We start from the raw sequence: 13,080 nt of genomic DNA on the forward strand, positions 1-13,080 counted from the left end.
AAGTGATTCAAATGAAAAAGCATGCAGAGCATATACTCTGCATGCTTTTTATAATGCTGAAAACTCTTCAACAAGTTCACTAAAACGATTTAATGCACTTTCAATCGGTTCTGGCGTAGTTAAATCAACACCAGCTTTTTTCAATAAGTTTAATGGGTAGTCTGAACTTCCGCCTTTAAGGAATTCAATATAATGTTTTTGAGCATTTGGATCGCCGCTCAATAACTTATCGGCAATTTGGATTGCAGAAGCGAATCCAGTTGCATATTTGTACACGTAAAATGGACGATAGAAATGCGGTATTCTAGCCCATCCGTATTTTACTTCTTCGTCAAATACGAGGGAGTCGCCATTATATTCTCTAAACAAGTTTTCGTAAACCTCGCTAAAGGTTTGGGCATTTAATGGTTTACCTTGCTGTGCCATTTCATGTGTGATTTTTTCAAACTCAGCGAACATGATTTGTGTAAAGAAAGTGCCTTTAAATTTGTCGATGAAGTGATTTACTAAATGGTTACGTACATCAGCATCTTTTGCTTCTTTTAATAAATGATGAATTAATAGCACTTCATTTACTGTAGAAGCGACTTCTGCGACGAAAATAGTATAGTGTGCAGAAATTCTTGGTTGGTATCCGTGTGAATAGTGCGTATGCATACCGTGCCCGCATTCATGAGTAAGAGTGAAAAGGCTATTTAAATCATCGTGATGATTTAAAAGAATGAATGGATGAACGCCGTATACACCAAAGTTATAAGCACCGGAACGTTTTCCTGGCGTTTCTCTCACATCGATATAACGTTTATCTTTAAAGCTCTTTAATGTTTCAATATATTCTTCACCTAAAGGGGCTAGTGATTCAATCATGATGTCAAACGCTCTATCGTATGGAATGTCCTGTTTTATACCAGATACTAAATCAACACTTAAATCATACTGGCGTAGTTCATCTACATTTAATTTTTCTTTTCGAAGTTTATTATAAGTATGTAAAGAATGAATGTTTTTTTTCGTTGTATCAATTAGGTTTTCATATACTTCTTTCGGAACCATATCGCCAAATAATGATTTTTCTAAAGCTGATGGATAGTTTCTTAGCTTAGAAACAGTAACATTATTTTTAATAGCTGCAGATAAAGTAGAAGCGATAGAATTCTTTAATTGAACGTATGGTTTGTAATAAGCTTTATAGGCTTCTTTACGTTTTTCACGGTTCTCATCTTCTATTAACTTTGCATACATTCCTCTTGTTAAAGTAACTTTTTCTCCATCATTAGTAGTCACTTCACCAAATAGTATATCTGCATTATTTAACATGCCATATGTATGTTGCGGAGAGGAGAGCGCTTCGCCCATTTGTGATAAAATCTCTTCTTGGTCTTTATTCAATACGTGTTTTTTATAACGATATAATTCAAATAAGTCTTCTTTATAATATTGTAAGCCCTCTGCTTCTTCTATGTAAGATTGTAATGTGTTTTCATCTATGCTAAGTAAGAATGGGGAAAAGAAAGATTTAGCCGCACTTACTTTCACTTGTAATTGTGTTACTTTATCGACAAGAGATTGAGCGTCAGTATCGCGTGTATCAAGATCAGATTGTAATCGTGCATAAGCGAACATTAAAGTTATTATGCTAGAAATTTCTTCACTCTTTGTTAAATAGGCTAATAAACTATTGCCATCGTGAATATTTCCATTAAACTCGTGTAATTCTTTCGTTAATATTTCAATTTTATGAAAATCGCTTTCCCAATCTTCAATGGTATCGTAAATATCCGTTAAATCCCATTTTTCTTTATCCGCTACTTGTAGTCGATCTTTAAGTTCTGTCATAATCATTTCCTTTCTAAATATGTAGTTATATTCCTATATAACTATGAAATACAACAAATTGCAAAAAATCCCTGCTGAAAATTGAAAAGCCTTGCTAAAATGGCAAGGCTTAAAAAATTATAATGTAATTCCGAATTTTGCATGTAAAAGATTTTTATATTGCACATCTGTAATTTTTTCTTTCATTTTTTTACCGTTTTTCGCTATTGTGATACTATCCTTTGTTAAAGATGCATGCCCATCTTCAGTTAGTTTTACAATGAGAGGTACTTTGTTAAATGGTGAGTCCTCATGTTCAACGATAATTTTTTGTGCTGCATTTGCTTTTTCTTCATCCACTTCTTCTATATAAAATGCATAGCCTAACGTCCAATCATCAGTAGAAGATTGATCCAAAAACTCATTGTTTTTACGCATCTCTAACATGTAGTTTCCTTTTTCGCTCATTTCCTTACGAATACGATAATCTCCTGTAACGGATTGAACGACTTCACCTGAGAAAGGGATTGGTGCAAGTGGTAAGTATGATCCGAATCCAACTTCAATTAGATAAAGCTCATTATGATGTTTTAAAACGGTTGCGATATGGCCAGAATCAACAGCCCATATGGAGTTTGCAGCGTTATACACTGTTCCTGAAACGAGATGAACATCAAATCCAGCGTCTTTAAGGAAGTAATACATAGTAGGATTGAGTTCATAACAAAGACCGCCGCGGTTGTTTACTAAAATTTTTTCTTTTAGATTTTCTTTTGATATTTCTGTAAAGTTGTTTTCGAGTATATTTAAGTTTTCAAAAGGGACAGTTTGTGCCATCGCGTACATAATGTTAGGTAAATCTTCAAATGAAACTTTGTCTTTTTTTTCTATATGTAATCGTGCGAAAAATTGTTTTTGAAAGTCTGTCATGGAAATCCCTCCGTTAAACGATTTATATATATTGTATCTAATATTGCAAGAGAAAACATCTGCATATGTGCGTACGACTAAAGTATGACACCTTTACTTCTTGCTATACATATAGTATGATGATTTCAGTAAATTAGATTTCAATGACCATAATATAAAATAATGAGAGGTGCTTTTTGTGAGTGCGGTAGGTACTAAATAGGAAAAATTGAATGAAATAAATCGGATAAGAACAGGGGATTTTTATGTATACCATACCCCTAATTTTGTCATGGATTTATTTCGATACCTATGAAGATACCTACAATACTTTATAAAGCGTGTAATAGGGGGATTGCCATCCGTTTTTTTATGGTTTATTTCCCCATATGTTATTACTCATGCCTTGTAAATGTAAAAGCTGCGGTATCCCCGCAGCTTTTTTGTGTATATTTTTAATGTTTAAAAATGGTAATTGAATCATGTAGAACTCATTGGAATCTAATGAGTAGGTATCTTCATTTATGATAGAAATCAATCATAGTGAGGAGAAACAAAATGAATACGATGACTTTTGAAAAGTTACAATATAACGAATTAAAGGATATAGTGAAATCTTATTGTGTAAGTGGATTAGGAAAAGAATTAATAAATAAATTAGAGCCGAGTGCAAGTATAAAAGTAGTAAGGAATCGATTGAATGAAACGACGGAAGCACGAGCTATATTAGATGCAGAAGGGCATGTGCCTTTTTTCGGTATTTCAAATATTGCTAGTACAATTCAAAAATTAGAAAAAGGGATGATTTTAGATCCAGAAGAATTAGTAAGTGTTTCAGACTTTTTACGTGGATGTAGAAAGATTAAAAAGTTTATGTTAGATAAAGAATTTTTTGCGCCAGTATTAGCTTCTTATGCAAATTCAATGACTGAATTTAAAAGTATTGAAGAGGAAATTAATTTTTCAATAAAAGGTAATAGTATTGATTCTGCCGCTAGTAAAGAGTTAAAACGAATTCGAAATAACATTGATTCGGTAGATGGGAAAATAAAAGAACGTTTAACGAAGTTTTTAAATAGTAGTGCAAATAAGAAGTATATTCAAGAATTCTTTATTAGTAAAAAGGACGATAGGTACACGATTCCGATTAAATCTTCTTATAAAAATCAAGTTGCGGGAAGTATAGTTGAAGCGTCCGCTAAAGGTTCTACTTTATTTATAGAACCACATACGGTTACAAAGTTAAATGTGGAACTCGCAAGTTTGAAAGCAGAAGAAGCGATGGAAGAATATCAAATTTTAGCGACTTTATCAGGAATGGTAGTAGAAAATATTTATCATATCAAAATTAATATGGAATTGATTAGTCAGTATGATATGGTGTTTGCGAAAGCGAAGTTTAGTAAATCGATTGATGGAATAGAGCCGAAGTTAAATGATCATGGCTACGTTCATTTAGTAAATTGTAAGCATCCGCTTTTAAGTGAAAAAGTAGTACCATTAAACTTTGAAATCGGTCAAAACTATCGTAGTTTAATTATTACAGGGCCGAATGCGGGCGGGAAGACAATTGTGTTAAAGACGATTGGATTGTTAACATTAGCGACAATGTCAGGTCTTCATATTGCAGGGGATAAAGAAACAGAAATTGCTATTTTTGAAAATGTATTTGTAGATATTGGTGATAATCAAAGTATCGAAAATGCATTAAGTACATTTTCATCACATATGAAAAATTTATCTGAGATTATGAGGATGTCAAATAATAATACGTTGCTACTATTTGATGAAATAGGAAGCGGGACTGAACCGAATGAAGGAGCAGCACTTGCAATTTCTATTTTAGAGGAGTTTTATCTTGCTGGATGTATTACAGTTGCGAGTACGCATTACGGTGAAATTAAACGCTTCTCAGAAATGCATGATGATTTCATGAACGCAGCAATGCAATTTAATAGTGAGACACTAGAACCGCTTTATAAATTAGTGATCGGTAAATCAGGTGAAAGTAATGCACTTTGGATTGCGAACAAAATGAATGTAAGAGAACATGTACTGCAAAGAGCGAAAGCGTATATGGAAAATAAAGAATATGCTCTAGAAAAAGTGAATGAAAGTAAAATTAGAAAACCGAAATTTGTGCAAGAAAAAAGAGAAAACCATTACGAGTACAAAATCGGTGATCGTGTAAATTTATTAGATTACGATGATTTTGGTATTATCTATAAGGAAATAGATAATTTCTATAATGTTGTTGTATATTATAACGGCGAATTTGTTGAAGTAAATGTAAAACGCATTAATTTAGAAGTAGCAGCAAAAGAATTATATCCAGAGGGATACGATTTAAATACACTATTTGTCGATTATAAAGAGAGAAAAATGCAACATGACATTGAGCGTGGATCGAAAAAAGCACTTCGTAAAATCCAAAAAGAAATAAGAAAAAATAGAGGATAAGTTAAAATGGTAACGATTAGACAAGAACGACAAACCGATTATCGAAAAACGGAAGAAGTTGTACAACAAGCATTTTTATATGAAGAATTTAGTGATAAAAAAGAACATGAACTTGTAAAACGTATTAGAGAATGTGACGCGTTTGTTCCTGAGTTATCTATCGTTGCGGTAGACGAAGAAATAGTCGGGCATATTATGTTATCGAAAATTACGATAGAAAAGGATGAAGCTTCTGTAGAATCATTAGCACTTGCACCAGTATCAGTTGCTACGGGTCATCAGAAAAAAGGGATTGGCGGAAAACTTATTGTAGCTGCGTTAGAAAAAACGAAAGAACTTGGATACGGATCAGTTGTAGTATTAGGACATTCAGAGTACTATCCGAAATTTGGTTTTAAGAAAGCAAGTGAGTGGAATATAAAAGCACCATTTGAAGTGCCAGATGAAGCGTTTATGGCGATTGAGCTAAGTGAGAACGCTCTGCAAGGTGTAGAAGGAATTGTGCAATATTCGAATGCTTTTGTTGAGTAAGAGTATCGGTTAAAAAATATAATCATAAAAGATGCTATCTTTTTGTAGGGATATACAGAAAGATAGCTTTTTTATTAAACAAATGCACTTACATATATTTTGCTCAATGAATAATTAAGGTGGTAAAATTGATATAGAAATGTAAAGGGAGAGAATTGAATGAAGAAGCGAGAAACAAATAGCAATGAGAACGTAGTTACGTTATATGTTACAAGACACGGTAAAACAATATTAAATACGAACCATCGCGCGCAAGGTTGGGCAGACTCGCCGTTAGTAGAAAAAGGTGTGGAAGTTGCCACGAATTTAGGAATGGGATTAAAAGATGTTCATTTTATGAATGCGTATAGTAGTGATAGCGGCCGAGCGATTGAAACTGCTAATTTAGTATTAAAATATAGTGAGCAATCAAAATTGAAACTTGAGCAAAGGAAAAATTTACGAGAATTAAATTTCGGTATTTTTGAAGGTGAAAAGCTTGAAAATATGTGGGATGTGGTTGGAAAAGCTGCGGGCGTTGCATCACCAGAAGAACTTATGAAGTTTTCTATTCAAGAAGTAATTAATCTTATTAGAGCAGCAGACCCTACGAAACAGGCGGAAGATTGGGAATTATTTTCTACTCGTATAAAAGCAGAGATAGATAAAATTAGTGAAGAAGCTGCTAAAGATGGTGGCGGTAACGTTTTAGTTGTTGTTCATGGGTTGTTGATTACTACCTTAATAGAGATGTTAGATAGTAATAAAACAAAACTTGGAGTGGAAAATGCTAGTGTGACGAAGATTGTATATCAAGATGGAACATATACAGTCGAGTCAGTTGGAGATATGAGTTATGTTGCAAAAGGGACAGAAAGTGTGGAAATATAAAGTGAAACTTTAATCAGTGGGGGTCTTACTGCCCATTAAAGCGGGATAAAAATAAGAAAAGGAAGATAGAGAAATCTAGCTTCCTTTTTTTACTGGAACGATTATGGGATTAATAAAATCTTCCCTGTACTTTTTCTGCTCTCTAATAATTCATGTGCACGGGCACCGTCTTGTAAAGAGAATGTAGTAGGGCTCGCAATGTTTAATTTTCCACTTGCGATCCAATCAAATAATTGAGTAGAGCGTTTTTTTCGTTCTTCAAAAGTAGTAAGCACATTCCAAAGGTCTCCGCCAGTTAAAGTTTTTGAAGTATCCATAAGCATACGCGGATCAACTGGCGCAGGATTACCACCGGCCATTCCGTAAAATACGACAGTGCCACCAGTTTTAGTAGCGCTAAAACTTTCCTCTAATGTAGAACCTACTGATTCATATACAACATTTACTCCAGTGCCGTTTGTTATTTCAAGTACTTTCGCAGGCCATGCTTCCGTATATAAAAATACGTGGTCAGCACCAGCTAATGTAGCTATTTGTGCTTTTTCTTTTGCTGACGTGAGGCCGATTACCTTTCCGCCTAGTAGTTTAATGATTTGAATAAGAAGTTGTCCAACACCACCAGCTGCGGCATGGACTAAAGCTATATCACCTTGTTTTATTTCATAGCTATCTTTCGTTAAATAATGTGCCGTTAGACCTTGTAATAAGACAGAAGCGGCTGTTTCAAAAGAAATAGAATCTGGAAGCGGGATTGCTTTTTTTGATGGAACGGCAACTAATTCTGCATTTGCAAATGGAACGTCAGCAAATGCAATGCGGTCTCCAGGATTAATATTCGTAACGTCAGCTCCTACTTTTTCAACAATACCAGCGCCTTCATAACCTAATATATAAGGTGGGTTGCCAGCGAGATGATAATCACCGCGGCGTCTATAAATATCGGCGAAATTTAAACCGATTGCTTTCGTGCGGACAAGAATTTCATTTGGATTTATGATTGGATCATTTAGTTCTTTATATTGTAGTACATCCGGATTTCCAAACTGTTCGAAACAAAGTGCTTTCATATGGAATACCTCCATTATATTGTTTGTCGATGCTCTTTATCATACAATATAAATATCAATAGACAAAGAGGATTATTTCGATGAAATCAATCGAGAATTACGATTGAAAAGAGGGATGATAAATGGAGATAAAACAATTAATTACATTTAAAGTAGCGGCAGATACTTTGAACTTTACACAAACTGCGAAGAAATTAAACTTTGCTCAATCGAGCGTGACAGCGCAAATTAAAACGTTAGAAGCTGAGCTAGGTACGCCGTTATTTGAAAGATTAGGAAAACGCCTTTTCTTAACTGAAGCGGGCAGAAAGTTTCAACTATATGCCGACAAGATGATTGCACTTAGTAACGAAGCGAAGATGGCTGTGAAAGATGATGAGGAAATAGCAGGTACGTTAATAATCGGTGCGCAAGAGAGCCAATGTACATATAGACTTCCTTCTATATTAAAGAGGTTTAAAGCGCAATTTCCTCAAATAAAACTTATATTTAAACCAGCACATTCCAATAAAGATGCGAAGGAACAATTGATGGAGGGAAAAGTCGATCTTGCATTTATTTTGGACGAATGTAAAACAGAAGATGCTTTACATGTGGAGCCGCTTATGAAAGAAGAATTAAAAGTAGTAGCTGCTCCAGGGCATCATTTACTCCAGCAAACTTCCGTTTCTATAAAAGATTTAGAGAAGGAAACACTTTTATTAACAGAACTAGGGTGTTCATATCGAATTTTATTTGAAGAGTTATTTCGCAGTCAAGATGTGTATCCAGTAAATAAGATTGAGTTCGTTAGTGTAGAGGCAATTAAACAATGTGTGATTGCAGATTTAGGTGTAGCAGTTTTGCCAGCGATAGTAGTAGAAAAAGATATACGAGAGGGAACGATAAAAGAGTTATATCTAGAAAATACTATCAATCCAATTTTTACACAAATTGCTTGGCATAAAGACAAATGGATGACAGTGCCACTGCAGCAATTTATTGATGTAACGAGGGAGTTTTTTACAACAGACTAAGTGGAGAAATATTTATTTTATATAAAAGAAAAAATGGCAATTTTGTATAAAAGAACCGATGCTTGCATGGAACAAGTATCGGTTCTTTATGTTTTAAATAAAGGATGTTTTCAAATGTGTATTTCTCAACTTTTTTTCTTAAAAGGATAAGTAAATTTCTTCGTATATTCCAATAATCGTAAGGGAATTTACAACGTTTATTCGTTTCTATAAGATGCCTCTAGGCAGCACGAAAGGAGGGGCGTACATAGGGGATAGATATACGTACTTATTTTGAGGGAGGAGATTTACAATGTTTAAAAAGTTAATGAAAGTATGTGTGTTAAGTGTAGCGAGTGTAGGGGTATTATTTAGTTTTCAAGGAAGTACATTTGCAGCTACCGATCTGAGTAGTTATTATGACGGGAAAAATCCAGCAACAACGAAAGTATACGGAGGCAGTACAACATGTGATGCAGATGGATTTAATGCAAAGTCTACAGCGGTGTATGAAGGTAGTAAAAAAGTAGGAACAGTGTATTTACGTTACAGTAATAAATGTCACACGGCATGGTCTAAGCTTGTTTTAGATCAACCAGCACCTTCTGTTTCTGGAGGAGTATATGCTTACGCTGTTATTAATAAATATAAAAATGGTGTATTCCAAAAATCAGTAGACTCTAATAGTGGTAATGGAGCAATTAAAACGGGTCAAACGAGCACCTATACAGGAATGGTATTTGATTTAACTGCTGATTTTGGTTATACAGCTGATGCTGAAGCGGTAACGATTAATAATGGCTACGGGAAAACTGGACGTTATTAATAAAGGAGTGGAATTCTATGAAACTTTTTAAAAAAGTAAGTGCATGTCTTTGTCTGGCGTTGCTCGTTGTAACTAGTGTGTTTAGTATGACCAATAATAATAAAGCATATGCGGAAGACCATACGTATGATGGGAAAAGTCCGTATTACAATAGTTGTGATCAATCAGCAGTAACGAAAGAGAAGAAGTGGATTGATTCAAATTCTTATGTGGAATTAAAATTTAGCACGATGTGTAAGACAGCATGGGCAAAAGTTACTGTAACCCGCCCAGCAGTTTATAATAACGAAGCTGATGCAAGGATCGTCAGAAAAACCGATGGAAAGGCATATACTTGCGGGAGTGCGGAAGGAAATGGTGTTGTGAATAAAGGGCAAACATCATGCTATACGCCGATGGTATATGATTTAGATCCAAGAAAAGCGCAAGCGCAGGGGAAACATGCAATTCCGAATAGTGATGCATATAATTATGCTGAGACTATTTGGTATTGATACGATTATAAATGTGTTAAGAGCTGTTATTTGATATAAAAAAGAAAGAGCCTTACTACATTTTATTGTGGTAAGGTTCTTTAAAATTGTTTAATAGGGGTCACCATATCATTTCGGGAAAATTGTACGTTTAGACACAATTTGGACACAAAATAACCGATTCCCTGTACGTTAAGGGATCGGCTATTTTTTTATCAAGTTAATTAATAACTGTCTTATTAAAGTACCACTTGTCAGCATCAATGTATCTAGAATCATATGAAAAGCTATTCAAATTTTCGATAGGAACTTTTCATTTACATAATCCTTGTTAGAAATTTGCTTATCGTAACACAGCTCTTATCGCTGCGAAATAAAGTTTGATCCAAAACATCTCGCAAACCCGTATTTTACGATAAATAAGAAGAAACCATTTTGAAAAATCTTTAATCAAAATGGTTTCCTCTATACCATATCTAGATGTTTTTTATAATTCTTTAATCGAATAGGTACATCTTTTTGATAAACGGTACGACTTTTTAAAAGCTACAACTGTTTATTTCTTTCTCGAACTTTTGTATTGTTCAGACAGACTTTAATACGTAAACAGTAGTTAACCAATAAACAATGTATTGCCCTATACCTAATACACCAATGCTTAATAATGGAACAAGATTATTTTGAGAAAAGATAAAACAGATTAGTACAGTAACTGGAATAGCAAAGGTGTAGTATATGTACACATTACGGCAAGCCTTAAATGTTACCCACTGTTGCCCTTCATCCATTTCGCGAAATTCCGGTGGAACTATGCTCATTGATTTAATCTTATTTTTAGGATTTCTTCGGTTATAAAGGTTTATAAATAAGGACCATCCAAACGTAAAAAATATTAAAATTCCAAAACATAATTTAGCCAGAAATACCTGTGTATTCATTAGAGACAGTAACAAAAATGCAGTAATAAATACTAATAAGCTCATAGGAAAAAATGGTGAACGTAAAATATGATTCAACATAAAGAATTAATCCTCCCCTTTTAAATAAAATACATCTTCTACAGAAACATTAAACGATTGGGCTATTTTTAATGCCATCGTAACTGACGGGGAATAGTCCCCTTTTTCAATTAATCCAATTGTTTGTCTCGTTACTCCAATTGCATCAGCTAAGTCTTTCTGAGTCCACCTAAAACGGGCGCGTAATTCTCGAACTCTATTTTCAAGCATTCAAACTTCCCTTTCTTATATCGATTCAATACCTTAATTGTAATGGATGTGTTATGAAATGCAAATAATTATTTGCATTTTGTTATAAATAATTGCATGAATTAAACATAAATGATCCCTTTCATAATTAGGACGGCATTATGTTTCTGCAATAACAATTGTGTGCGAAGTCAATAAAAATTAAACCACCTGTTCCTAAAGGAATATAGGGAACGAATGGGTTAAGTGTTTTGATGTGGGGGGCCCGTTTTCAAAGATCACTTCATAAAAATAATTTCCTAAATACATTTAGGCAATTATTTTTTACAAAATGCAAAGGATTATTGACATTATTAATCGCTTAATTTATTATAAGCGTAGTTAAATTATGGAAAGGACTAGTGGGATGCTAATTAATAAAGTCAGAGAAATGCGTGCACGCCACAGATGGTCTCAGCAAGATTTGGCTAAAAAAATTGGGACCACAAGACAAAAGATTGGATTAATTGAGAAAGGTGATTATGCACCTTCCATAACGTTAGCCTTAAAAATCGCCAAGGCTTTTCAAGTCACAGTAGAAGAAGTTTTTTTCCTTGAATAAGGTCTCTTATTATTCCAATATTTTTATTTATTCTGCTAGTTACTTTTTTTATTTCTTTCCTGTATAACCCCTAGGATGAAAAGCAGCTATTTGTTGACGATTCGTAATTTAAATAAGGATTAAAAAGGAGGTGATGTAATGCTTGAATGGGCACAAGACCAAACGACTGTCTGGCAATTCATTGTAATTTTCATTGTTGCTTTCGCTCCTTGGATGGATGTATCTATTGTAGTTCCTATCGGTGTGGCATGGGGACTTCCGCCGCTTGGAGTTGCAATAGTTGCTTTTACAGGTAACTTGTTTTTAGTTTTACTGCTAGGATTTTTCTTTAAGCAATTTTACGTATGGAGAGAAAAAAGGAGAAAAGCAAAAGGAATTACGGCTCCCTCCAAACAAGAAACAAGATCCAGAAAAATTTGGGATCGATACGGTATTCCAGGTCTAGCACTTCTTGCGCCAATTTTTGTCGGTACTGATATTGCCGCTGTTTTAGCTTTAACATTTGGTTCCTCTCGGACACAAGTGGTAAGTTGGATGACTGTTAGCTTAGCTGTTTGGACAACTATCTTCACTATCGGCTCCATGTATGGCTTTAGCTATCTAAACATTATTTAATATAGAGGGGTGAATTTATGGAACATCGGCTTTCTTTGCCAGAAGAAATGGTTCTATTAGGGGCGAATCATCTCCGTTTGAAATATCGTTCATACACAGAAACATATAGCGTTGGATCTATATTTATTGACCTACTTATAAAAAGGAAAATAGAGTTGGATACAAAGGGAAAAGTTATAGTTGTTGATGCTGATACAACTGGAGATGATTATTTGGACCAAGTTATCCTTATTCTTGTCAAATCATTTAGAACGAGAAAATTAAAAGCTTGGATTAAGTATTTCCATTTCAAAACCCGGTTACGAGGAAAGATACACAATTCTATTCTTCAAGAACTGCAAAAAAAAGGGGCAATCACCTTAGGTTTAAAAGTTCCTTTTCTACCTCTACGAAAAATCACCGAGATTAATCAATCGCGAGAACAAGTTGTTAAAATGATTCATTCTCAGCTCATCTATAATAAAGTTCCTGATGAACAGACAGTTGTTCTTTTATATTTGCTGAAAGAGACAGGATTATTAAAAGATTATTTTAACTCAAAAGAAAGAGCAGAAATAATGAACTGTATAAATGAGCAAAAAGACCAGCTTTCAATTGATATAAATTCTATTCAACGGATTGAAAAAGCCATACAGGATATTACAGCTTGTCTTGCCTCTTTAGGTGGGGCACTAGTGACTCCTTAGACGGTAATTATTCCTTAATTAAAT

14 protein-coding genes are annotated in these 13,080 nt (G+C 34.2%); 9 read left to right on the forward strand and 5 right to left on the reverse strand.

Annotated elements, in window-relative coordinates; genetic code table 11:
- Positions 1-48: 48 nt before the first annotated feature.
- Both pepF and PDK19_RS15135 read right to left on the reverse strand, forming a co-directional pair.
- The gene (pepF, locus tag PDK19_RS15130) at positions 49-1,836 is read right to left on the reverse strand and encodes an oligoendopeptidase F (protein WP_242296482.1); all 1,788 of its coding nucleotides are present in this window, start codon (positions 1,834-1,836) and stop codon (positions 49-51) included.
- Between the two features lie 117 nt (positions 1,837-1,953).
- Positions 1,954-2,745 (reverse strand): arylamine N-acetyltransferase family protein, encoded by a 792-nt coding sequence (locus PDK19_RS15135; protein WP_242296483.1) that lies wholly within the window; start codon positions 2,743-2,745, stop codon positions 1,954-1,956.
- A gap of 537 nt (positions 2,746-3,282) precedes the next feature.
- Between PDK19_RS15135 and PDK19_RS15140 the strand changes: the two genes are divergently transcribed.
- The 3 genes from PDK19_RS15140 to PDK19_RS15150 all read left to right on the forward strand — a co-directional run bounded on the left by PDK19_RS15140 (position 3,283) and on the right by PDK19_RS15150 (position 6,585).
- Positions 3,283-5,184 carry an endonuclease MutS2 gene (locus PDK19_RS15140; RefSeq protein ID WP_262723150.1) on the forward strand — a complete coding sequence of 634 codons (1,902 nt, stop codon included), beginning with the start codon at positions 3,283-3,285 and terminating at the stop codon, positions 5,182-5,184.
- A 6-nt stretch (positions 5,185-5,190) separates the two neighbouring features.
- Complete coding sequence (locus PDK19_RS15145; protein ID WP_000256499.1) at positions 5,191-5,715, forward strand: GNAT family N-acetyltransferase; 525 nt, start codon at positions 5,191-5,193, stop codon at positions 5,713-5,715.
- A 159-nt stretch (positions 5,716-5,874) separates the two neighbouring features.
- Positions 5,875-6,585, forward strand: a complete 711-nt coding sequence (locus PDK19_RS15150; protein ID WP_270707475.1) for a histidine phosphatase family protein — start codon at positions 5,875-5,877, stop codon at positions 6,583-6,585.
- Between the two features lie 101 nt (positions 6,586-6,686).
- On the opposite strand, the gene PDK19_RS15155 is transcribed toward PDK19_RS15150, so the two are convergent.
- Positions 6,687-7,652: a quinone oxidoreductase family protein gene (locus tag PDK19_RS15155; protein WP_062822159.1), complete on the reverse strand. Its 966-nt coding sequence runs from the start codon at positions 7,650-7,652 to the stop codon at positions 6,687-6,689.
- Between the two features lie 122 nt (positions 7,653-7,774).
- On the opposite strand from PDK19_RS15155, the gene PDK19_RS15160 reads away from it, so the two are divergent.
- The 3 genes from PDK19_RS15160 to PDK19_RS15170 all read left to right on the forward strand — a co-directional run bounded on the left by PDK19_RS15160 (position 7,775) and on the right by PDK19_RS15170 (position 9,967).
- A complete protein-coding gene (locus PDK19_RS15160; protein WP_270707477.1) occupies positions 7,775-8,668 on the forward strand; it encodes a LysR family transcriptional regulator in 894 nt (297 codons plus the stop codon).
- A gap of 292 nt (positions 8,669-8,960) precedes the next feature.
- Complete coding sequence (locus PDK19_RS15165; protein ID WP_049113266.1) at positions 8,961-9,473, forward strand: DUF2690 domain-containing protein; 513 nt, start codon at positions 8,961-8,963, stop codon at positions 9,471-9,473.
- Positions 9,474-9,490: 17 nt separating this feature from the next.
- On the forward strand, positions 9,491-9,967 hold the full coding sequence (locus PDK19_RS15170) for a DUF2690 domain-containing protein (RefSeq protein ID WP_049113269.1): 477 nt from the start codon (positions 9,491-9,493) through the stop codon (positions 9,965-9,967).
- A 563-nt stretch (positions 9,968-10,530) separates the two neighbouring features.
- Here the strand turns inward: PDK19_RS15170 and PDK19_RS27310 are convergent.
- Positions 10,531-10,965, reverse strand: a complete 435-nt coding sequence (locus tag PDK19_RS27310) for a hypothetical protein (RefSeq protein ID WP_049113272.1) — start codon at positions 10,963-10,965, stop codon at positions 10,531-10,533.
- 6 nt (positions 10,966-10,971) lie between these two features.
- The gene (locus tag PDK19_RS15180; protein WP_049113274.1) at positions 10,972-11,175 is read right to left on the reverse strand and encodes a helix-turn-helix transcriptional regulator; all 204 of its coding nucleotides are present in this window, start codon (positions 11,173-11,175) and stop codon (positions 10,972-10,974) included.
- A gap of 385 nt (positions 11,176-11,560) precedes the next feature.
- Here PDK19_RS15180 and PDK19_RS15185 point away from each other — a divergent pair, with 385 nt between their 5' ends.
- The 3 genes from PDK19_RS15185 (at position 11,561) to PDK19_RS15195 (ending at position 13,056) form a co-directional block, all read left to right on the forward strand.
- Complete coding sequence (locus PDK19_RS15185) at positions 11,561-11,755, forward strand: helix-turn-helix transcriptional regulator (protein WP_049113278.1); 195 nt, start codon at positions 11,561-11,563, stop codon at positions 11,753-11,755.
- Positions 11,756-11,893: 138 nt separating this feature from the next.
- On the forward strand, positions 11,894-12,370 hold the full coding sequence (locus PDK19_RS15190; protein ID WP_049114111.1) for a small multi-drug export protein: 477 nt from the start codon (positions 11,894-11,896) through the stop codon (positions 12,368-12,370).
- 17 nt (positions 12,371-12,387) lie between these two features.
- Entirely contained in the window at positions 12,388-13,056 is a 669-nt protein-coding gene (locus tag PDK19_RS15195; RefSeq protein WP_049114110.1) for a GOLPH3/VPS74 family protein, read from the forward strand.
- The last annotated feature ends 24 nt before the right edge of the window (positions 13,057-13,080 follow it).

It is taken from the genome of Bacillus cereus group sp. BcHK124 (assembly GCF_027712065.1).
Taxonomy (GTDB): Bacteria; Bacillota; Bacilli; order Bacillales; family Bacillaceae_G; genus Bacillus_A; species Bacillus_A pacificus.